This is a genomic window from Gorillibacterium terrae, assembly GCF_051594785.1.
Taxonomy (GTDB): domain Bacteria; phylum Bacillota; class Bacilli; order Paenibacillales; family NBRC-103111; genus Gorillibacterium.
In genome coordinates, this window is the sequence record NZ_JBPPGI010000001.1 from 1634764 (window position 1) to 1655503 (window position 20740).

A 20740-nucleotide genomic window follows, 5' to 3' on the forward strand; every position below is an offset into this window, starting at 1 on the left:
GGAAAAGGACTACATCCAGAAACGCAAAGGAGGTTATCCGGTGCCCATTCCAAAGGAAGACTCCGTTCCGATGAAGCCGGATCGGCTGCGCCAAGCGCCGCCCTTCCAGCATTTGATCGCCATCGGCACATCCACAGGAGGACCCCGGGCTCTGCACGCCGTCCTGACCGCAATGCCAGCCGATCTTCCGGCGCCGGTTCTGATTGTTCAGCACATGCCGCCCAAGTTCACCAAATCGCTGGCCGATCGGCTAGACGCCGGCAGCGCCATTACCGTCGTCGAAGCGGAGGACGGAATGAAGGTGGAGAAGGGAGTCGCGTATCTCGCTCCCGGCGGGTATCACATGGTGATGATCCAGGATAGCTCCAATGTCTACCGGATCAAGCTGTCCACCGACGATCCCGTTTCCGGCCACCGGCCATCGGTTAATGTGCTGTTTCATTCCCTCGTTCCCTTCAGCGGCTTTAAGAAGTACGTCGTTCTGATGACCGGAATGGGCAGCGACGGGGCCAAGGGCATGCAGGAGCTCGCGCTCTCGGGTGCGGCCGCCACGATCGCCGAATCGGAGGAAACCTGCGTCGTGTACGGCATGCCGCGCGCGGCCGTCCAGCTCGAATGCGTGACTCATGTCCTTCCGCTTCACGAAATTCCCGGCAAATTGTCGGTAATGATACAGGGTTAGAATGACTCGGAGGTGCAACGCCTTTGGAACTCAATCAGTACTTGTCCATGTTTATCGATGAATCAACGGAGCATTTGCAAGCGATCAATGAAAAGCTTCTGGAACTGGAGCAAAGCCCGGAGAATCTGGATATCGTCAATGTCATCTTCCGTTCGGCGCATACGCTCAAAGGAATGGCGGCCACGATGGGGTTCGAGGATCTGGCTTCGCTCACCCACCAGATGGAGAACGTGCTGGATCTCATGCGCGGCGGAAAGCTGAGCGTGGATTCTTTCATCTTTGACGGCCTGTTCAAGAGTACGGACGCGCTGGAGGCGATGCTGGCGGATATCATCGCCGGGGGAACGGGCAAAGCCGACGTGACGGCGATCGTAGCTGTGCTGAAATCCATCGTAAACGGCGAATACAAGCAGGCCGCGGCGGCAGCCGCTTCGCCTGCGGCTAACCCGGAATCGGCGGCGGACGACGCGGTGGCGCTCGATCAGTACCAATTCTCGGTGCTGGAGCAATCGCTCGATTCCGAATTCAACGTTTATTTTATTCGCACCGAGCTCACCGACGAATGCGTGCTGAAGGCGGCCCGGGCGTATATGGTATTCCGGGAGCTGGAGGACAACGGAGAGATCATCAAATCCTTCCCGTCCGTGGAAGAGATCGAGCAGGACAAGTTTGACCGGGCCTTCTCCCTGTACTATGTGTCCAAGCTTCCGCAGGAAGAACTGGTTCACCTCATCGAAGGCATCTCGGAGATTCGTTCGGCCACGGTAACGCCGCTCGATCACGACAGCTTGCACCTGATGGCCCAGACGGCCGGAGCGGCGCAGGAGACCGCCGCCGCGGTGGAAGCTCCCGCCCGTCCGGAGGCTAAGCCGAGTGCAGCCAAACCGGAGGGGAAGGCGGCTCCGGCCGCAGGGGCCGGGCATGCGGTGGCGAACCGGACCATCCGCGTCGACCTCGACCGGTTGGATCATCTGATGAACCTGTTCAGCGAGCTCTTGATCGACCGGGTCCGCCTGGAGCAGCTCGCTTCGGAAATTCGCCGGAGCGACTTGACCGAGACCGTCGAACACATGGCCCGCGTAAGCAGCGACCTGCAGAACATCGTGCTCAACCTGCGCATGGTGCCGATCGATACGGTCTTCAGCCGCTTCCCGCGGATGATCCGCGACGCGGCCAAGACGCTCGGCAAGAAGCTGGACCTGGTCATTACCGGCGCCGACACGGAGCTGGACCGCACGGTCGTCGACGAAATCGGCGATCCGCTCGTACACCTGCTGCGCAACTCCGCCGACCACGGCATCGAATCGATCGAGGAGCGCAAGCGGCTGGGCAAGAGCGAGACGGGGACCATTCAGCTGCGGGCTTACCACAGCGGCAACCACGTCATCATCGAAGTGTCCGACGACGGCGCCGGCATCAACCGCAACAAGACGCTCGCCGCCGCGATCAAGAAGGGCGTCATCACCGAGGCGGAAGCCGAGCGGATGCCGAACGAGGAGGTATACCGGCTCTTGTTCGCAAGCGGCTTCAGCACGGCGGATAAGATTTCCGACCTGTCGGGACGCGGTGTCGGTCTGGATGTGGTGAAGACCAAGATCGAATCGCTCGGCGGGCAGATCCTGATCTCTTCCAAGGAAGGAGTCGGCACAACCTTCTCCGTGAATCTGCCGCTCACGCTCTCGATCATCGGCGCGATGCTGGTGGCAGTCGGTCCGGAGAAATATGCGATTCCGCTTAATTCCATTGTCGAGACGGCGGCGGTCGACGTCGGCAAGATTCGCCGGCTGCACGGCAACGATCATTTGGAATACCGCGGCAGCGTTATCCCGGTGGTCGACCTGGCTCAAATTCTCGAAGTCCCCGGCTACCGGCCACAGGAAGTCGGAGAGCGTAACCTGGTCATTATCCGCAAGCGGGAGAAGCTTGCGGCGCTCATCGTCAGCGATTTTATCGGCCAGCAGGAAATCGTCCTGAAGAACCTGGGCAAGTACCTGAGCAAGGTGTTCGCCGTATCGGGGGCGACGATCCTCGGAGACGGCCAGGTCGCGTTGATCATCAATCCGAATGTACTGATCAAATAAGCAGGAAACCGAACGGATCCGCCAAAAGGAGGCAGTTGCTTTATGGGTGAGGAAATCAAAGTAATCGTGTTTAAGCTCGGCAAGGAAGAGTACGGGGTGGAAGTGGAAAAGGTGGAGACCATCGAACGGATTGTCCACCTGACCCGCGTGCCGAAAACGCCTCCTTTCATTAAAGGTGTCATGAACCTGCGGGGCATTGTCGTTCCGGTTCTCGATCTGCGCGGCCGGTTCGGTCTGGCCGAAACCGAGCACACGGACAGCAGCCGCATCATTATCGTGAACGTAGGCGAGCTGAAGGTCGGCATGATCGTCGACTCGGCCGACGATGTCATCGACGTGGACAGCGGTACGATCTCCGACCCGCCGGAAATCGTCGGAGGCATCAAAGCGAAATACCTGCGCGGCGTGGCGCGGATCGGGGAAGAGCGCTTGCTGATCCTGCTCAATCTGAAGGAAGTCCTGAACAAAGGAGAACTCGTCCAACTGGAAGAGTTAGAGGTATAGTCGCGTGACGTTCAAATCATTGGCTGATTTTCACCTGGATGTCTTGAAGGAAGTCGGCAACATCGGCGCCGGCCACGCCGCAACGGCGCTGTCGACCCTCTTGGACAAGCCGGTCGACATGCAAGTCCCCCAGGTCAAGCTCGTCCCGTTCGAGGAGATTTCCGAGAGCGTCGGCGGCTCCGAGAAGGTGGTCATGGCCATCTTCCTCCGGGTAGAAGGAGAGACCCCCGGCAACATGTTCTTCATCCTGTCCATGGAATCCGCCCGCCATCTGCTTAAGCGCCTCGTCGGGCTCGAGTGCAGCGACAAGGAGGAGCTGGACGAGATGGAGTTCTCCGCCTTAAGCGAGATCGGCAACATCCTGGCCGGCTCCTACCTGACCTCGTTGGCGGATTTTACCCAACTGAACATGTTCCCGACCGTTCCCTCGCTGGCCGTTGACATGGCGGGCGCCATTCTCAGCTACGGGCTGCTCCAATTCGGCGAAATGGGAGACCACGCTTTGTTTATCGATACCAAATTCCTGCAAAATGGCGACGAAGTGGAAGGACATTTCTTCCTGATTCCCGATCCGGAATCCTTTGATCGGATTTTTGCTGCCCTGGGAGTCGCTGCCGAATGATAGAACGGACTTTGATCAAAGTGGGAATGGCCGACCTCAACGTCGCCGTTCCCGTCGGCGTGCTCAAGACGACCGGGCTCGGCTCCTGCGTCGGGCTGACCTTGTACGATCCGGTCGCGAGGGTAGCGGGAATGGCCCATGTGATGCTGCCATCCTCGGAAATTGCCAAGGAGGGCCAGCTCAACCGCGCCAAGTACGCCGATACCGCCATTCCGATGATGATCGAGCGGATGGTCGAGCTCGGAGCGGCCATCAGCCGGATGGAATCCAAGATGGCCGGGGGCGCGCAGATGTTTGCCTTCACGACCGGAGCGGGAGACACGATGAGAATCGGCCCGCGCAATGTGGAATCCTGCAAGGCCATGCTGGCACAGTACAAGATTCCCCTGAAGGGCGAAGACACGGGAGGAAGCTATGGCAGAACCATTGAATTCGATTCCGCGACCGGAATCCTGCTTATCACTAGCGTCCAGCAGGGCAGCAAGGAACTGTAGGGCATGAAGAGCGCCTTCCGTATCAGCTTGGGTCTGGCACTCTTCGGGTTTATCCTGACCTTGTTCCTGTCCTTGTCGAACAATATCTTCAGCACTTCCCTGATCCGCGCACTTGTGAGCGGCGGGCTGCTTTTCCTGGTCGGAATCGCCGTACAATGGATTCTGCGGCTGATTGCGGAGCCGGGGAACCCACTGCCGCCCATAGAACCGCCATCCGGAAGAGAGAGCATCGGAAGAACGCTCGATCTCTCCACCCCGGACGAACAGGACGAATTGAACCGCATCATCCGGCAGTCCGAAACGCCGCCGACGGCGGAAGCCGCCTTTGAGCCGCTTCATCCTCCCAAACTCACGACCAAGACCGATCAGAAGGCTCAGGACCTCGCCGATGCGCTAAGGACGATGACGGAAAAGTAAGGTGGTGACGAAGACCGTGAAAGACAGCGGGAAACCTCTCAAAATCGGAGCGGACCTGTGGAAAAGATGGAGGGAAGAAGGCGATGAGAGCGCCAAACGGGAGCTGATCGAATCCTATCTTTCCCTGGTGGATTATGCAGCCGGGCGGTTGGCCGTGGGCCTGCCCAAATCCGTTGCCAAAGAAGACCTCATCAGTACCGGCATTCTCGGTTTGATCGACGCCATCGAGAAATTTGATTATGAACGCGGGCTCCAATTCGAGACGTACGCCTCCTGGCGAATCCGCGGCGCGATGATCGACGGCCTTCGCCAGAACGATTGGGTGCCCCGATCGGTGCGGGAGAAAGCCAAGAAGATCGAAGAAGCTTATCAGGTATTGGAGCAGCGCCACATGCGCAGCGTCTCGGATCAGGAAATCAGCGAATACCTGGGCGTGAATGAAGGCGATTTTCGCCAAATGCTTCAGGAAGTGGCCGTTTCCACGATCACCTCCATCGACGAACCGGTAAAGGATGACGAGGTCGAGTCCCGGCTCGCTTACCTGGTCGACGAGAAGGCGAAGAACCCCGATCACAAGGTTACCGTTTTTTTTCAAAAAGAGACGCTGGCCAAAGCCATCGATCGCCTGACGGAGAAGGAGAGGATCGTCGTATCCTTGTTCTATTACGAGGAGCTTTCGCTCAGTGAGATCGCGGAAGTGATGAACCTGTCTCCCTCGCGGATCTCGCAGCTCCATTCCAAAGCGATTTTGCGGCTTCGGGGCGGTCTGAACCGATGGAAGGAGCAGTTGCTGTCGGAATAAGGTTTTTATCAGATTCATGGGCATAGGGGGGAAATGACGTGGGATCGAGCCGGTATTCGATTGACCATTATCTCAAGCTCAAAGTATCGGACGATAAATTGACCGCATGGATGACCTTGGAAGAATGGGACGACAGCTTTGCTTTTACGCTAGACGATATCACCCATTTTCTCCGTGCAAACGGAGTTATTTTTGGCCTGCAGCAGAAGAATTTGGCGGCGCTGGCGGCTTCTCCCCAGTCGTTCCGAAATATGCTCATGACCGTCGCCGCCGGATCGCCGCCGCGGGACGGCAAGGACGGCTCCGTCCGGCTGCTGTTCGACCTGGAGAGCTCGGCGAGGCAGCCGAAAATTCTCGAGGACGGAACGGTCGATTTCCGGGAGATGACCCGGATTCACAATGTCAATCAGGGCGACCGCATCGCCGAGCGGATTCTCGCCGAAGAGGGCGCGCCCGGCATGAACGTCAAGGGCGAACCGATCACCTGCAAGCGCGGCAAGGAAGCGCGGCTGAAGATCGGCAAGAACGTGATGGCGAATCCCGAACAGACGGTCCTCGTCGCTTCGATCAGCGGTGTGATTTCGCTCACCGACGGGGATAAAATCAATGTTTTCCCGATCTACGAAGTAAACGGGGACGTCGACTACAACATCGGGAATATTGATTTTGTCGGCTCCGTGGTCATTCGGGGAAACGTCCGGAGCGGCTTTCGGGTCAAGGCGTCCGGCGATATCCGCGTTACCGGCGGAGTCGAGGCCGCCGAGCTGATCGCCGATGGGTCCATCGAGATTTCCGGCGGTATCCTCGGCCAGAATAAGGGAATGGTCAAGGCCGGAAAGACGATCAAAAGCTCGTTCGTGCAGGAAGGAAGGGTCGAAGCGGGAGAAGACGTCGTCGTCTCGCAGAGCATCATGCATTCGATCATACGGGCGGGCAGAGCCGTGGTCTGCACCAGTGCCAAGGGCCTCATCGTCGGCGGAACGATCCAGGCCGGCGAGCGGGTGGAGGCGAGAACGGTCGGCAACTCCCTGTCGACCGTGACGGTCATCGAGGTCGGCGTGCTCCCGGAACGGCGCAACGAGCTGCTTTCCCTGCGCAGCCAGGTGAAGGAGAGTACGGAAGCGCTGCGCAAGACCGAGCAGGCGCTCGCGCTGCTCGATCCGCTGGCGGCGAGCGGCCAGCTCTCCATGGAGAAGATGGCGCTCAGGATTAAGCTGGGCCATACCAAGCGGAAGACCGTGGAGGAGATCAACGCCATGAAGGAGCGGCTGTTGGAGCTGGAGACGCTTCAGGAGCAATCCAATGCCGCCGTCGTCGAAGTGGCCTCGATCATCTACGGCGGCGCCAAGATCGTAATGGGCCGCTACACGCGGTTCGTCAAAGATCCGGTGTCGAGGGTGAAATTCCGGATCGTCGACGGAGACATCGGCATGTTCACCGGAAACTGATCCGTCGTTCTTCAAAGCGGACAGGGCTTCGCCAAAGGAGGCGAAAGAAGCATGAGCTTTAAGTCCATCGACATGCAGATCGCCGTACATAAGCATCATGAGGCCGGACGCGTACAGAGCCAGCTCTCCGAGAAGCCGGTGCTGGATCAGATGGCCGCCGCCGCCAGCCAGTTAAAGCAAGATGCGGTCGAACGGCAGCGCAGCCCGCAGGCCACCAAGGCGGAAGGGGGAACGATCAGGAACCCGGACAGCCGCAAGAAGCGCAAGGGCGAAGCGAAGAGCGCGCCGGGCGGTTCGGTTCCTGCGGCGGAGCCCGAGTTGAATGAATCCCCGCATCCGTACAAGGGCCATCGCCTGGATATCACCTTATAGCGGAGGAGCAAGGACAGGAGGCAGACATGAATATGGAACCCTGGGCGGTCGTGGTCATCATCGGAATTTTGTGCGTCGTGTTCTCGTGGTTTGTCAAAGAACAGGGAGCCCCGCATTCGTCAGCATCGGAGATCGAGGACGCCCTGGACTTGGTGTCGGCCAATCTGGAGGAGGAGAACCGCAGGCTGCTAGAGGCGATGAGCGGCATGAAGAAGGAATATGCCTTACGGGCGGAAGCTTGGGAGGATAAAGCGTCCGCGCTGGAAGCGCAGGTAAGGGAGTTGAGCGCTCAGGTGCAAAGCCTGTCCGCCGCTCGTACGGTGCAGCCTGCGCCAGCGGCCTATCCCGAAGCGGCGCACCCGGCACAAGCGGCCTCCGAGCCCGGATTGGAAGCCGGACAGGCGCATGATCTGTCCGAAGCCTTCCGCCGCCGGCGCAGCGAGCTGGAGCAGCCGGAGAGCCCGCTGCCGCATGAGCCCGCGGCAGCCGCCAAGCCGGCAGCGGCCGGATCGATCCGCGAGCGGTATCCCGAGCTGTTCCGGCTGGATGCGCAGGGGCAGTCCATCGAACAGATCGCCCGCCGCGCAGGCTTAAGCAAGGGCGAGGCCGCCCTGATCCTGCAGCTTGCCAGGCAGGAGGAAGAAGGCCATGCTTAAGAACCGCAAATTTCTGTTCGGCTTGGGAACCGGCATCATGCTCGGAGCGATCCTGGTTCAGCTGAGCTTTATCGGCTCGACCGCTTCGACGCCCGACGCCGCAAGCACTTCGCCTGCGCCGACGGCTTCCTCGCTGTTTGCCGACAACCCTTCGGCTTCACCGCAAGCGACGCTTTCGCCCGAGGAGTTGGCCTCGGCGGCCAAGCGCCAAGGGAAGGTTGTCCTGAGCCAGGAGGAATACGCCAAGCTGAAGCAGCCCGCCGCCGCTTCCTCGAAACCGGCAGAGGCAAAATCGGAGAAAAGGTATCTCTACATCTATAAGGGAATGGATTCCGACTCGGTGGAGGAATACCTGTACCAGGCCGGCGTCATCCGCGACCGGCTCGCCTTCCGGGAGCGGCTTAAGGAGAAGGGGCTTACCCAGAAGATCGTCGCCAACCTGTACGGGTTCGAGCCCGATTCCGACATCAATGCGGTAATCGCCGCACTCACGGAAGCGAAGTAGACCGGCCGATTCGCGGATAGCGCTGCGGCCGGTTTGCTTCTTTTTTACGCTTGGCGAGGGAGTGCGAACGGAATTGAAAGGCTTGTCGAAGAATGGTTGCGCTCCGTTGGTTAGCTATGGTATAGTAATTAGCGGTGTCACGAACACACACGCCTTTTAATTCGGTCGGAGGTGCTGCCGGACCGGCAGTCCCGCACGAAAATGAGAAGGGCGGAGGAACAAATAAACCATATTGAGGAGGTGTGTGAAGATGGCAGTAATTTCCATGAAACAGCTGTTGGAAGCTGGGGTACACTTCGGTCACCAAACCCGTCGCTGGAACCCGAAAATGGACAAATACATCTTCACCGAAAGAAACGGCATCTACATCATTGACCTGCAGAAGACGGTCAAGAAAGTAGAAGAAGCGTACAACTTTGTTAAGAGCGTAGCGGCTGAGGGGGGCACGTTCCTCTTCGTCGGAACGAAGAAGCAGGCTCAGGATTCCGTCAAGGAAGAAGCCGAGCGCTGCGGTATGTTCTACATCAACCAACGTTGGCTCGGCGGCACGCTGACCAACTTCCAGACGATCCAGAAGCGTATCGCCCGTCTGCACGAGCTGGAAAAATGGGCCGAAGACGGCACGTTTGAACTCCTTCCGAAGAAGGAAGTCATCCTGCTGAAGAAAGAACAGGAACGCCTTGACAAGTTCCTTGGCGGCATCAAGGGCATGAAGAACCTGCCCAGCGCCCTGTTCATCATCGACCCCCGCAAGGAACGCATTGCCGTAGCCGAAGCCCGCAAGCTGGGTATCCCGATCGTAGGCATCGTTGACACGAACTGCGATCCGGACGAAATCGACTATGTCATTCCGGGCAACGACGACGCCATCCGCGCCGTCAAACTGCTCACCTCCAAGGTGGCAGACGCCGTTGTCGAAGCTCACCAAGGCGAGCAAACGACTGCTTAAGCAAGCTTAAACTTACGAGATATAGCGGGGTGGGTTGGAGGTCTAAGAACCGACGCCCACCCTTTCTTTATAGCCTCGGCACCCGATTCGCCTATCCATTTCCCCCAATAACAGGAGGTAACACCCATGGCCGTAACTGCAGCCCAAGTTAAAGAACTTCGTGAAAAAACCGGAGCAGGCATGCTCGATTGCAAGAAAGCGCTCGATGAAGCAAACGGCGATATGACCAAGGCTTCCGAAATTCTCCGCGAGAAGGGCCTTGCCGCAGCGGCGAACAAAGCCGGACGCATCGCGACCGAAGGCGCTGTCGGTTCCTACATCCACGGCGGCGGACGCATCGGCGTGCTCGTCGAAATCAACTGCGAAACCGACTTTGTTGCCAAGACCGACGGATTCCAGGCTCTGGTGAAGGATATCGCCATGCAGATTTCCGCTACGAATCCCCGTTATGTCCGCCGCGAAGAAGTTCCCTCCGACGACATCGAGAAGGAACGCGAAATCCTCCGCGCCCAAGCCCTCAACGAAGGCAAGCCGGAGAAGATCGTCGAAAAGATGGTCGAAGGCCGTCTCTCCAAGTTCTATGAAGAATTCTGCCTGATGGAACAAGCCTTCATCAAAGACCCGGACAAGACGATCGCCCAACTGCTGAACGAGAAGATCAGCACGATCGGCGAGAACATCACCATCCGCCGTTTTGCCCGCTTTGAGCTTGGCGAAGGTCTGGAGAAGAAGCAGGACAACTTCGTCGAAGAAGTTATGGCTCAAGCCAAAATGTAATAACCGGTTCATTCGGGGAAGGGGCGCCTGGTGTGTTCCTTCCTTTGAAATGCAATCCTGCTTTTTATCCTAATCAGTGGAGGTAACCGGTTTGGAACAGCCTAAGTTTAAACGGATCGTGCTGAAGCTCAGCGGCGAAGCATTGGCCGGCCCTGTCGGGTTCGGTATCGATTCTCAGACCATTCTGTCGATCGCGGAACAAGTGAAGAGCATTCACGAGCTCGGGGTGGAAGTCGCCGTGGTATGCGGCGGCGGCAACATTTGGCGGGGGATTGCCGGAAGCTCCAAGGGAATTGACCGGGCAACCGCCGACTACATGGGCATGCTCGCCACGGTCATGAACTCCCTTGCCCTGCAGGATGCTCTTGAGAATGTGGGAGTACCCACCCGCGTCCAAACCTCTATTTCCATGCAGCAAATCGCGGAGCCGTACATCCGCAGACGGGCGATTCGCCATCTGGAAAAGGGCCGTGTCGTGATCTTCGCGGCCGGAACCGGCAACCCTTACTTCTCCACGGATACGACCGCCGCTCTGCGCGCGGCCGAGATCGAAGCGGAAGTCATCCTGATGGCCAAGAACAAAGTCGACGGCGTCTATTCCGCCGATCCCTTCAAGGACGAGACGGCGATCAAATACGAATCCCTGACTTATCTCGAAGTCATCAGCAACAACCTCGGCGTCATGGACACGACGGCCTCCTCTCTCTGCATGGACAACAACATCCCGCTGATCGTGTTCTCCATTATGGAAGAAGGCAACATTAAACGAGTGGTACTCGGCGAAAAAATCGGAACAATCGTTAAAGGGAGTGTGTGAAATGCCAGCATCCGTGAAGAAAAACGCGGAAGACCGCATGGAAAAGGCAATGACCGCCCTGAAGCGGGAAATGGCCAGCCTCCGGGCCGGCCGTGCTTCCGCATCCCTGCTTGACCGGATTCAGGTGGAATATTACGGGTCGATGACGCCGCTGAACCAAATGGCGGGCATCACCACGCCGGATTCCCGCACTTTGATGATTCAACCTTGGGACAAGTCGGCGATGGGCGCCATCGAGAAGGCGATCCTCAAGTCGGAACTGGGCCTGAATCCTTCGAATGACGGCAGCATCATCCGCATCGTCATCCCGGCTTTGACCGAGGAGCGGCGCGCCGAACTCGCCAAGATGACCCGGAAGTTCGGGGAAGAGGCGAAGGTGGCCGTCCGCAACATCCGCCGGGACGCCAACGACGACATCAAGAAGCTGGAGAAGACCGACGGGCTGTCTGAAGACGAATCCCGCCGTCATCAGGACGACATCCAGAAGCTGACGGACCGGTACATCGTGGAAGTGGATAAGATTCTCGCCGCCAAAGAAAAAGAGATCATGGAAGTGTAACGGTCTCTGCCGTTTCGACGGCACCCCATTTGCATATCGGTTCAAGAGGCGTTTTTGAGTCCCGGCCTGCCGGGTGAGAAAACGCCTTTTTCCAAAAAAAGACGAATGACGGCTCTGGCTTAGCAGTTGAGCCGCATCGGCAGCTGCGGTGGAGGTAACCATGGTTCGAATTTGGAAGAAGTCGAAGCCGGAGTCGGACGCTGCGTCCATTCCGGATCCGCATAACGTTCCGAAACACGTGGCCGTCATCATGGACGGGAATGGAAGGTGGGCGAAGCAGCGAGGCTTGCCGCGGATTGCCGGCCATCATGCGGGGATGAAGGCGGTCAAGCGGGTAACCATCGCCGCCGATCATATCGGAGTCAAGGCTCTGACCATGTATGCCTTCTCGACGGAGAATTGGACCCGTCCCCAGGAGGAAGTCGACTACTTGATGAAGCTCCCTCAGGAGTTTCTCGCGATTGAGCTGCAAGAATTGATCGAGAAGAACGTTCAGGTTCGCATGACCGGCTGGCGGGAAGGCCTGCCTGCCCATACCTTGGCCGCGTTGGATCAAGCGGAGGCGGATACCCGCCACAATACCGGACTCATTCTTAATTTTGCATTGAACTACGGCTCCCGGCGCGAGATTCTGGAAGCGGTCAAGACACTGGCTCGGGAAACGGCCGATGGACAACGCGATATCGATGCGCTGACGGAGGAGGAGTTTGCCCGCAAGCTTCTGACCTCGGGCCTTCCCGATCCTGACCTCATGATCCGCACAAGCGGAGAATTGCGGTTGAGCAATTTTATGCTCTGGCAATCCGCCTATACCGAGTTTTGGTTTTCCAACCGTTACTGGCCGGAATTCGGCGAGGCCGATTTTTATGAGGCGGTCAAAGAATACCAGCGCCGGACCCGCCGCTATGGCGGTCTGAAATGACCGAAGGGAGTTAGTGACTCATGCGCACTCGGATTATCACCGGCGTGCTTGCGGGCGGAGCCTTCATTGCCTTGCTCATGGTCGGAGGATACGCTTATGCGGCGTTGATCGCCCTTATGGCGTTGATCGGGTACGACGAATTCATCCGAATGAACAAGCTCGGACGGACCGGGGCGGCCGCGCTATGCGGCTTCGCCGGGTTAATCCTGTTTTTGCTTCCGGCCTTCGATCCCGGAACGGGTTATTTGAATACGGTGACAACGGAGCGGCTCGTTTGGTTTTTAGTATTTGCGCTTCTCGCGGTCACTGTGCTGAGCAAGAACCGCACGACGGTGGACCAAGCGGCCTATCTGTTTCTGGGAGCGGTTTACTTAGGAATCGGCTACTATTACATGATCGAGACGCGGCTTTCCGGTGAACACGGCCTCTTTTGGACGCTGTTCGTCTTCCTCGCCATCTGGGCGTCGGATGCGGGCGCCTACTTCACCGGCAGCTTGATCGGCAAAGCCAAGCTGTGGACGCTGACCAAGCTGTGGCCAGCGATCAGCCCGAACAAGACAGTGGAAGGCGCGCTAGGCGGAGCGATCCTGTCGGTGCTCGTTGCACTTGGGTTTCATCTGGCCCGGCCGGAGTGGATCAGCCTGGGCCGGGCGGCGGCGCTTGGCGTCGTCATCGCCGTGATCGGAACCCTCGGCGATCTGATGCAGTCCGCCTATAAACGGGTGAAGGGCGTCAAGGATTCCGGCAACCTGCTGCCCGGTCATGGCGGCATCCTCGACCGCACGGACAGCTGGCTGATCGTATTTCCGTTCCTTCATTTGATCGGATTGCTATAGGAGGATCACCTGTGATGAAGAGACTATCGATTCTCGGCTCCACCGGCTCCATCGGAACGCAAGCGCTCGATGTGATTGCCAACAGCCAAGAAGACTATGAGGTAGAAGCGCTGGCTGCAGGCAGCCGGGTCGAGCAGCTCGCCGAGCAGATCCGCCGGTTTCGGCCCAAGCTGGCTTCGGTACATAGCAAGGAAGACGCCGAGCGGCTCCGACTCCTGACCGATTCCTCCGTGAAGATCGTCTGGGGACCGGAAGGGCTGAAGGAAGCGGCGGCGGGCACAGAAGCGGACCTTGTGATCACGGCCGTTGTCGGCAGCATGGGCCTCGGTCCGACGCTGGCCGCCATCGAAGCGGGCAAGGATATCGGACTGGCCAACAAGGAAACGCTGGTCAGCGCCGGGCATTTGGTCACGGAAGCCGCGGCGAAGCGGGGAGTTCGGCTACTCCCGATCGACAGCGAGCATTCTGCCATTTTTCAATGTTTGAACGGAGAGAAGACCGAAGCGGTCCGCCGGCTCATCATCACCGCCTCCGGCGGCTCCTTCCGCGACCGAACCCGGGAGCAGCTGCGCGGCGTCACGGTGAAGGAAGCGCTCAACCACCCCAATTGGTCGATGGGCGCCAAGATCACGATCGACTCCGCTACGATGGTCAACAAGGGGCTGGAAGTGATCGAAGCCCACTGGCTCTTCGGAATGGACTATGACCGGATCAGCGTCCTGCTCCATGCCGAGAGCGTTATCCATTCGATGGTCGAATTCCGGGACAATAGCGTAATGGCGCAGCTCGGCAACCCCGATATGCGCGTTCCGATTCAATATGCGCTCACCTATCCCGAACGTCGGCCGACGCCGACCGAACCGCTGGATTTGACGAAGATCGGCCTCTTGCATTTCCGGGAGATGGATTACGAGCGGTTCCCGCTGCTGAAGCTCGCTTACGACTGCGGAAGGGCGGGCGGAACCCTGCCGGCCGTGTTCAATGCGGCAAACGAAACGGCGGTGGCCCGGTTTCTGAACGGCGAGATCCCGTTCCTCGCCATCGAGGAGATCATCGCCCGAACCGTGGAAGGGCAATCCCGCGAGGCGAATCCGGGCTTGGACGAGCTGCTGGAGGCCGACGCCGCGGCGAGACGCCGTGCGGCGGAAATTCGCCCCGAAGGATGATGCCGGGCATAGCAGACCCGCTCCCCGCATAGGTTTACGTGAAACGGCCCGGCTTGTATTGTTCTTTGGAATCATGGTAATCTTAGGTCAATGAAACCGAGAACCGCTTTCGGGTTGTCAAACGTACGAGCAAGGAGGGCGAGAGAATCCCTATGCATTCGATAGAAATCGGCTTACAGATCATCTTGATGTTTTTCGTTCTGGTCTCGCTTCACGAGTTCGGTCATATGTTCTTCGCCAAGCGGGCGGGGATTCTGGTTCGCGAATTCGCCATCGGCTTCGGTCCGAAGCTGTTTTCCTATAAGCGCGGAGAGACGCGGTATACGCTGCGCCTCCTGCCGATCGGCGGCTTTGCCCGGATGGCGGGAGAGGACCCGGAGATTCTTCAAGTGGCGACCGGCCAGACGGTCGGCGTCCGCCTGCAGAACGGGAAGATCGCCCAATTGTTCACCGACCGGTTCGAGCGCCTTCCCAATCTGTTGGTCGGCGAGATCGAGGACTTCGATCTTGAAGACCGGCTGTTCGTCACGCTGAAGGTGGACGGTGAAACCCACCGCTTCGATGTTCTGCCCAAAGCGGAAGTGGTGAGCGAGGGCAAAGAGACGCAAATTGCGCCGAAGGATCGTCAGTTTGGCAGCAAAACCGTGTTCCAGCGGTTTTTGACCATCTTGGCCGGCCCTGTGATGAACGTCCTTCTGGCGTTCGTCCTATTCCTGATCTATACGCTTGCGGCCGGAGTGCCGACCCACATCAAGCTGGGGACCATTGAAGCGGGCAGTCCCGCCGCTCAGGCCGACCTGAAGCAAGGCGACGTGATTCTGTCGGTAAACGGCGAGAACATCGGCTCGGACTCCAACCGTCTCGTCGAACTGATCCAGAATTCTGCCGGAGAACCGGTCCGGCTGATCCTGAATCGCGGCGGCGAGCAGATTCAAAAGGAAGTGACCCCGGTCAAGCTGGGCGACACGATCCGCATCGGAACGGCGCTGGGCTTTGAGACCCGGCGCACGCAGGCGGGCGAAGCCATCACCGGCGCCTGGAATGACATGACCTACATGACCAAGCAGATTCTGGTCGGCTTCAAGAAGCTCGTCACCGGCGACTTTAAGATGGACGATCTGGCCGGTCCGGTCGGCACCGTCAAATTTACCGCCGAGATCGCATCGGCGGGGGTAGCCCCGATGATTCGCTGGTCCGCGCTCTTAAGTTTGTATCTTGCGATCTTCAACCTGCTGCCTGTCCCGGCGCTGGACGGCAGCCGTCTCGTGTTCTTGCTGGTCGAGGCGGTGCGCGGCAAGCCGGTCGATCCGAACCGGGAGAGCTTGGTGCATTTTATCGGCTTCGCCATGCTGATGCTGCTCATGATCGCGGTTACCTACAACGATATTCTAAACCTGTTCCAGGGCTGATCGAGCGGCCCGCTGCCTGCGGCGGGGCCTGAACGATCCAAGAAACCGGAACTGGCACAACGCAATAGACGCTCGCCTCTTGAGGGACAAGAGGCGGCGTACGCATTTTTTAATAGGGGCTGGAGGTCGCCATGTCGAAGGATAATGAAAAGCAGTTTGTCAAAGAAATCACCCCCCAGAGCGAAGACTTTTCCCGCTGGTACATTGACGTCATCAAGAAAGCGGATCTCATGAGCTACTCGCCGGTTCGCGGCTGCATCGTGTTCAAGCCGGACAGCTACGAGATTTGGGAGCTGTGCCAGCGTTTTCTGGATGCCCGGTTCAAGGAGACGGGTCACCGCAACGCCTATTTCCCGCTCTTCATTCCGGAGAGCTTCTTCCAGAAGGAGAAGGAGCATGTGGAGGGCTTCAATCCCGAGCTTCCCTGGGTAACGGAAGCGGGCGGAGAGAAGCTGGAGGAGCGCTTGGCCATCCGACCCACTTCGGAGACGATGATCGGCCATATGTATTCGGAATGGATCAACTCCTACCGCGACCTGCCGCTCTTGATCAACCAATGGGCGAACGTCGTCCGCTGGGAGAAGCGGACGCAGCCGTTCCTGCGCACCAGCGAATTCCTCTGGCAGGAGGGCCATACGGCCCATGAGGACGAAGCCGACGCCCGCCGGGAAACGATGCAGATGCTCGAGATCTACCGGGAGTTCGTGGAGGAAGTGCTCGCCATTCCGGTCATCATGGGCCAGAAGACGCCGTCCGAGAAGTTTGCCGGAGCCGTCGATACCTATTCGATCGAAGCGATGATGAAGGACGGCAAGGCGGTTCAAGCCGGTACCTCGCACTACTTGGGAACGAACTTCGCCGTGGCGTTCGACATCAAGTATTTGAACCGCGAGAACGTGCATACGTTCTGCCACACGACCTCGTGGGGCGTCAGCACCCGTTTGATCGGCGCGATCATCATGGTTCACGGCGACGACCGCGGACTCGTGCTGCCGCCGAAGGTGGCTCCGACGCAGGTGGTGATGATCCCGGTCGGTCCTCCCAAGCTCCGCGAGCCGGTCGTGGCGCGCGTAGAAGAACTGCATGCGGCGCTCAAGCAAGCCGGTGTCCGCAGTAAGGTCGACGCCGACCCGAACCAGAGCCCGGGCTGGAAATTCAACGAATACGAGATGCGCGGCATCCCGCTGCGGATCGAGATCGGTCCGCGCGATATGGAGAATGGGCAAGCCGTCCTCGTCTCCCGCGTGTCGGGCGAGAAGAAAGTCGTCGCTCAGGAAAACCTGGTGGCCGAGGTTCAGGCGATGCTCGAGCAAATCCACCGGGATATGTTCGAGAAGGCCAAGCAGTTCCGCGAGGAGCACTTCACCTCGGTCGAAACCATGGCCGAGCTGAACGCCTTCCTGGAAGAAAAGAAGGGCTTTGCCTACGCCGGCTGGTGCGGATCGGACGCCTGCGAAGCGCAGGTGAAGGAAGAAACCGGCGCCACGAGCCGCAACATCCCCTTCGAGCCCGCGGTTACCAAATCGACCTGCGTCTGCTGCGGCGAACCGGCCAAGCATACCGTCGTCTTCGGTCGCGCTTATTAAGAATTTCATAAGCCGTGTTCCCAGTCGGGGCACGGCTATTTTGCATGTCGAGAACGTTTAGGGGGAAACCGATTACCATGGAAAGCGCAACCAAACAGCGGCTATCCGAAGCCGCCATTCGCAAGCTGGCCGAACAGGCCTTTCCTGGAGAGAGACTGCTTGCCGCAAGCGAGCTGACAGAAGGATATTTCAACACAGCTTATCGGCTTCACTATCAGAGTGGACGGGAAGTCATCATGAAGGTGGCTCCAAACCGGGACATGCCCGTCATGACACATGAAAAAGCGATCATGCGGGCCGAGGCGGAATGCATGCGGCTTGTTCGGGAACAGACGAATGTTCCGGTGGTGGAGGTATTGGCTTATGACGACAGCCACGTTCATTGCGAGTCCGACTGCCTGTTTATGTCTTGTATGGAAGGCCGGAGCTATAATGCCTTGCGCGACTCTCTGAGCGAGGAAGAGCGGGATCGGGTCGAGTTCGAACTTGGCGGGTATAACGCCCGGTTGAACGAAATCACGAACGACCGTTTCGGTTACTTCGGCCAACCCGACAAACAAGGAGCGGAGTGGTATCCCGTATTCGCTTCGATGCTGGAGGATTGCTTTGCCGACGCGAAGCGGCTGTCCATCGAGCTGGGCGTGTCTTCCGACGCGGTTCGTAAGCTGCTCGCGCGGGACTCGTCTTGGTTTGCCGAAGTGCGTCCCCCCCGATTGGTTCATTGGGACCTCTGGGCGGGGAATGTGTTCGTGGAGGACGGCCACGTGGTCGGCCTGATTGATTTTGAACGCTGTCTGTGGGCGGATGAGTTGATGGAGGTCGGCTTCCGATCCTTCAACCGGCACCCGCAGTATCTCGCCGGTTACGGCGCATCCGAGTTGACGAACAGCCAGCAACGACGCATTCTCTGGTACGATCTGTATCTTCACTTCATCGCGGCGCTGGAAACGGATTATCGCCAGTATCCCGATCGCGGCCTGTATGATATGGCTACGAGATCCATAAACAAGACCATGGAGAGGCTGCGGCAAGCGGACTCAACGGGCGCTTGAGTCCCACGCCATAATCCGCCTGCGCATTCATACGTCTGCCGCTACGACTCAACGAACGCTTGATAGCCGACCGGCCGAATTCACGGTACGATGTGGACATGTCAGAGGAAAGGATGGATGTTTCCATGTTCGATATGAAACAAGTGGGACAAGTCATCGGAGAGCTGCGTAAAGCCGCTAACATGACCCAGATGGAATTGGCCGATCGGCTCAGCATCAGCTATCAAGCGGTCAGCAATTGGGAGCGAGGGCTGTCGATGCCCGATATCGCCAAGCTTCCGGAGCTGGCCGGGATTCTGGGGGTAAGCGTCGACACTCTGCTCGGCGATGCACCGGTATCCGGTCTGCTTCACAGCGCATTGGAAAACCGGATGGACGAGTATTTGGAGTCGCATCCCGTCAGCGGCGAAGAGGTGGCGGAGCTGGCGCCGATCTTGAAGCCCCGACAGACGGAGCAAGCGGCGGCGCGGTTAATGAAGGGATCCAGCCTGGAAGATTTGACGGAGCTGGCGCCTTACCTCAGCCGGGAAACGCTTGACCAGTTGGCTGTCGCAGCGGCGGCGACCGGCGATACGGACGGCATCGAGGAGCTGGCGCCGTTCCTGAGCCGCGACATTCTTGGCTCCATTGCCGGCGGAATGGCCGAGCGCGGAGAAGATGTGGAGGAATTGCTGCCGCATCTGGGTCAAGCGGCGGTAGACCAGCTTTTGCTGAAATGGGCTTGGCGAGATGGGGATCTCGAAGAATTGGCTCCGTTCGCAAGCAGGGGGGCTCTGGCGGAGGCGACGAAACGGCGGCTGCAAATCGGCGACCTCGATGATGTGGAGGAGCTGCTTCCCTTCCTTGGAAAAGATCAGTTGGGAGAGCTCGCCGAGATCATCTATCGCAGGGAGGGCCTGGAAGAGCTCGAGGATCTGTTTCCCCATTTGGACAAGGAGCTCATCGTCCGCTTGGCTGTCGATGCGATGGAGAAACAAGGCATCGAGGCATTGGGACCGGTGCTGCCTTTTCTGCCGAGAGGATCGCTGGACGAGTACCTGCGCGCTAGAATGAATCCATCCCAACCGAAAGGGGATCGCTGAGATGTTCGATATGAGACTTGTAGGGCAGACCATCAACGAACTGCGCAAGAAAGCCGACATGACCCAAATGGAGCTGGCCGACCGGCTGGGCATCAGCTATCAAGCCGTGAGCAATTGGGAGAGGGGAACCTCCATGCCGGACATTTCCAAGCTTCCCGATCTTGCCGAGCTGTTCGGGGTAAGCGTGGATACGATTCTGGGGAATTCCGCTTCGGCCGGTTTGCTGCACAGCCTGATCGAGGATAATGTGGAGACCTATCTCGAAGCCCATGCCGTCGGGGTGGACGAGGTCGCGGAAGTGGCGCCGATCCTGAAACCGGCGCAGACGGAGGAGATGGTCAACCGGATCGGCGTGCCGAATCGGCTGACCGACCTGGTCGGGCTTGCCCCGTTTCTCGGCCGCGAGTTCCTTGATCCGCTTGCCGTACAAGCCGATGCGGAAGGGGATTACGACGGCTTGGTCGGCCTCGCCCCCTTTGTCAGCCGATCTGTGCTCGACGGGTTAGCCGAATCGGCCATCGGCAAGACGGGAAGATTGAACCAGCTGCAGGCACTGGCTCCGTTTGTCAGCCGGGAGGTGCTCGACCGACTGGCCGAACAGCTGGCGGATACGGGAAGGCCGAAGGATATCGTCCCGCTCGCCCCGTTTGTCAGCCGCTCTGTGCTGGATCGGTTGGCGGAAAGTGCCGCCGAGCGGGGCAGCTTCAGCCGCCTGGAGGCGCTCGCTCCGTTCGTGAGCCGGGAGGTGCTGGACCGTTTGGTCGCGGATTCGGCGAGGAGCGGCCACTATCAGAATCTAATGGCGCTTGCCCCGTTCGTCAGCCGCGAGGTACTCGACGGGCTGGCGGAGCAAGCGGCCGCGAACGGGCAGTACGTCCCCTTGTCCGGGTTGGCTCCCTTCTTGAGCCAGGAAACGCTTGCAAGCTTGGCTTTGCGCAAGTAAGGGCGAGTACGCGACCGAATCTTCTTTTTTCAAGTGGTAGAAACCCCATCAATCCGCTA

23 protein-coding genes are annotated in these 20740 nt (G+C 58.8%); all 23 read left to right on the plus strand.

The window, feature by feature from the left end:
- Positions 1 to 40 precede the first annotated feature (40 nt).
- The gene (locus ACSEXS_RS07100) at positions 41 to 682 is read left to right on the plus strand and encodes a CheB methylesterase domain-containing protein (RefSeq protein ID WP_438432461.1); all 642 of its coding nucleotides are present in this window, start codon (positions 41 to 43) and stop codon (positions 680 to 682) included.
- Positions 683 to 705: 23 nt separating this feature from the next.
- On the plus strand, positions 706 to 2763 hold the full coding sequence (locus ACSEXS_RS07105) for a chemotaxis protein CheA (protein WP_438432462.1): 2058 nt from the start codon (positions 706 to 708) through the stop codon (positions 2761 to 2763).
- A gap of 42 nt (positions 2764 to 2805) precedes the next feature.
- Complete coding sequence (locus tag ACSEXS_RS07110; protein WP_438432463.1) at positions 2806 to 3267, plus strand: chemotaxis protein CheW; 462 nt, start codon at positions 2806 to 2808, stop codon at positions 3265 to 3267.
- A 4-nt stretch (positions 3268 to 3271) separates the two neighbouring features.
- Positions 3272 to 3889 carry a chemotaxis protein CheC gene (locus tag ACSEXS_RS07115; RefSeq protein WP_438432464.1) on the plus strand — a complete coding sequence of 206 codons (618 nt, stop codon included), beginning with the start codon at positions 3272 to 3274 and terminating at the stop codon, positions 3887 to 3889.
- Positions 3886 to 4383, plus strand: a complete 498-nt coding sequence (locus ACSEXS_RS07120; RefSeq protein ID WP_438432465.1) for a chemotaxis protein CheD — start codon at positions 3886 to 3888, stop codon at positions 4381 to 4383. The genes ACSEXS_RS07115 and ACSEXS_RS07120 overlap by 4 nt, the downstream gene beginning before the upstream one ends.
- A gap of 3 nt (positions 4384 to 4386) precedes the next feature.
- Complete coding sequence (locus tag ACSEXS_RS07125; protein WP_438432466.1) at positions 4387 to 4800, plus strand: hypothetical protein; 414 nt, start codon at positions 4387 to 4389, stop codon at positions 4798 to 4800.
- Positions 4801 to 4804: 4 nt separating this feature from the next.
- Complete coding sequence (locus tag ACSEXS_RS07130; protein WP_438432467.1) at positions 4805 to 5602, plus strand: FliA/WhiG family RNA polymerase sigma factor; 798 nt, start codon at positions 4805 to 4807, stop codon at positions 5600 to 5602.
- Between the two features lie 38 nt (positions 5603 to 5640).
- The gene (locus tag ACSEXS_RS07135; protein ID WP_438432468.1) at positions 5641 to 7050 is read left to right on the plus strand and encodes a flagellar assembly protein A; all 1410 of its coding nucleotides are present in this window, start codon (positions 5641 to 5643) and stop codon (positions 7048 to 7050) included.
- A 51-nt stretch (positions 7051 to 7101) separates the two neighbouring features.
- Positions 7102 to 7422: a hypothetical protein gene (locus ACSEXS_RS07140; protein WP_438432469.1), complete on the plus strand. Its 321-nt coding sequence runs from the start codon at positions 7102 to 7104 to the stop codon at positions 7420 to 7422.
- Positions 7423 to 7448: 26 nt separating this feature from the next.
- On the plus strand, positions 7449 to 8078 hold the full coding sequence (locus ACSEXS_RS07145) for a hypothetical protein (protein WP_438432470.1): 630 nt from the start codon (positions 7449 to 7451) through the stop codon (positions 8076 to 8078).
- On the plus strand, positions 8071 to 8583 hold the full coding sequence (locus ACSEXS_RS07150; RefSeq protein WP_438432471.1) for a hypothetical protein: 513 nt from the start codon (positions 8071 to 8073) through the stop codon (positions 8581 to 8583). Before ACSEXS_RS07145 ends, ACSEXS_RS07150 begins: the two co-directional genes overlap by 8 nt.
- Before the next feature lie 250 nt (positions 8584 to 8833).
- Positions 8834 to 9532, plus strand: coding sequence for a 30S ribosomal protein S2 (gene rpsB / locus ACSEXS_RS07155; protein ID WP_438432472.1), 699 nt, complete (start codon positions 8834 to 8836; stop codon positions 9530 to 9532).
- A 126-nt stretch (positions 9533 to 9658) separates the two neighbouring features.
- Positions 9659 to 10309, plus strand: coding sequence for a translation elongation factor Ts (tsf, locus tag ACSEXS_RS07160; protein WP_438432473.1), 651 nt, complete (start codon positions 9659 to 9661; stop codon positions 10307 to 10309).
- Positions 10310 to 10400: 91 nt separating this feature from the next.
- Positions 10401 to 11126: a UMP kinase gene (pyrH, locus tag ACSEXS_RS07165; protein ID WP_438432474.1), complete on the plus strand. Its 726-nt coding sequence runs from the start codon at positions 10401 to 10403 to the stop codon at positions 11124 to 11126.
- 1 nt (position 11127) lies between these two features.
- Positions 11128 to 11685 (plus strand): ribosome recycling factor, encoded by a 558-nt coding sequence (gene frr / locus ACSEXS_RS07170; RefSeq protein ID WP_438432475.1) that lies wholly within the window; start codon positions 11128 to 11130, stop codon positions 11683 to 11685.
- 160 nt (positions 11686 to 11845) lie between these two features.
- Positions 11846 to 12607, plus strand: coding sequence for an undecaprenyl pyrophosphate synthase (gene uppS / locus ACSEXS_RS07175; protein ID WP_438432476.1), 762 nt, complete (start codon positions 11846 to 11848; stop codon positions 12605 to 12607).
- 20 nt (positions 12608 to 12627) lie between these two features.
- The gene (locus ACSEXS_RS07180; protein ID WP_438432477.1) at positions 12628 to 13443 is read left to right on the plus strand and encodes a phosphatidate cytidylyltransferase; all 816 of its coding nucleotides are present in this window, start codon (positions 12628 to 12630) and stop codon (positions 13441 to 13443) included.
- A gap of 14 nt (positions 13444 to 13457) precedes the next feature.
- Complete coding sequence (locus ACSEXS_RS07185) at positions 13458 to 14609, plus strand: 1-deoxy-D-xylulose-5-phosphate reductoisomerase (RefSeq protein ID WP_438432478.1); 1152 nt, start codon at positions 13458 to 13460, stop codon at positions 14607 to 14609.
- Positions 14610 to 14761: 152 nt separating this feature from the next.
- Positions 14762 to 16018 carry an RIP metalloprotease RseP gene (gene rseP, locus ACSEXS_RS07190; protein ID WP_438432479.1) on the plus strand — a complete coding sequence of 419 codons (1257 nt, stop codon included), beginning with the start codon at positions 14762 to 14764 and terminating at the stop codon, positions 16016 to 16018.
- Positions 16019 to 16149: 131 nt separating this feature from the next.
- On the plus strand, positions 16150 to 17604 hold the full coding sequence (proS, locus tag ACSEXS_RS07195) for a proline--tRNA ligase (RefSeq protein WP_438432480.1): 1455 nt from the start codon (positions 16150 to 16152) through the stop codon (positions 17602 to 17604).
- Between the two features lie 77 nt (positions 17605 to 17681).
- The gene (locus ACSEXS_RS07200) at positions 17682 to 18656 is read left to right on the plus strand and encodes a phosphotransferase family protein (protein WP_438432481.1); all 975 of its coding nucleotides are present in this window, start codon (positions 17682 to 17684) and stop codon (positions 18654 to 18656) included.
- 125 nt (positions 18657 to 18781) lie between these two features.
- The gene (locus ACSEXS_RS07205) at positions 18782 to 19738 is read left to right on the plus strand and encodes a helix-turn-helix domain-containing protein (protein ID WP_438432482.1); all 957 of its coding nucleotides are present in this window, start codon (positions 18782 to 18784) and stop codon (positions 19736 to 19738) included.
- Between the two features lies 1 nt (position 19739).
- Positions 19740 to 20681 (plus strand): helix-turn-helix domain-containing protein, encoded by a 942-nt coding sequence (locus ACSEXS_RS07210; RefSeq protein ID WP_438432483.1) that lies wholly within the window; start codon positions 19740 to 19742, stop codon positions 20679 to 20681.
- Positions 20682 to 20740: the final 59 nt, after the last annotated feature.